1 protein-coding gene is annotated in these 662 nt (G+C 63.1%); it reads right to left on the bottom strand.

Annotated elements, in window-relative coordinates; genetic code table 11:
- On the bottom strand, positions 1-662 hold a 662-nt coding region (gene tnpC / locus OC446_RS30580), incomplete at both ends, for an IS66 family transposase (RefSeq protein ID WP_262032619.1).

Here is a 662-nt window from a genome sequence, read left to right as displayed (position 1 = left end):
CATGCCTTGAGGGCGTTCAGGACCGGAACGGCATGTTTCTGGCGGAACCGGCGCCTGTCGTCCCCCGGCGTTTCGCCGCCATCGGGGGTTTCGTCCCGCGCCTGCCTTTCAATCCGGTAGAGTTGGTCGAAGAACGTGAGGGCCTGTGCCGGCGGCCCACCGGGTTTCTTCCTTGCCTTGAGGGCATCGACAAACTTCCGTCTGGCATGAGCCATACATCCAACATGCGTGGCGCCTTTCAAGGTACGCCAGGCCGAGTAGCCGTCACTCATCAGGATGCCGCGATAGTCACCCAGGAAGGTCTGCGGATATTCCTGCCCGCGACCGGGCTGATAATCGAACAGCACGATCGGCTGCTCGCTGTCCTCGCCGCTGCGGTACGCCCACATATACGAGGTGCTGGTGGCTTCCTTGTCCTTTTCCTTCAGCACCTGAACCGTGGTCTCGTCGCCATGGATGAGGGCCTGGGACCGGAGCCGCGACCTCAGCGCGTCGTAGAGGCGATGCAGATGCCTCTCGCTCGAACCGATCACCCAGTGACCCAGAGCACCACGGCTGACAGGAACCCCGGCCCGCTCGAAGGCTTGCGCCAGACGATAGAGCGGCGTGCCGTCGACATATTTGTGAACGAGCGCGAAGGCCAGCGTCGAGGCCGTGGCGAT

Source organism: Microvirga sp. Mcv34 (genome assembly GCF_024519725.1).
In the GTDB taxonomy this organism is placed as follows: domain Bacteria; phylum Pseudomonadota; class Alphaproteobacteria; order Rhizobiales; family Beijerinckiaceae; genus Microvirga.
The sequence above is the reverse complement of the archived record's forward strand: the minus strand, read 5'-3'. Positions and strand labels throughout refer to the sequence as shown.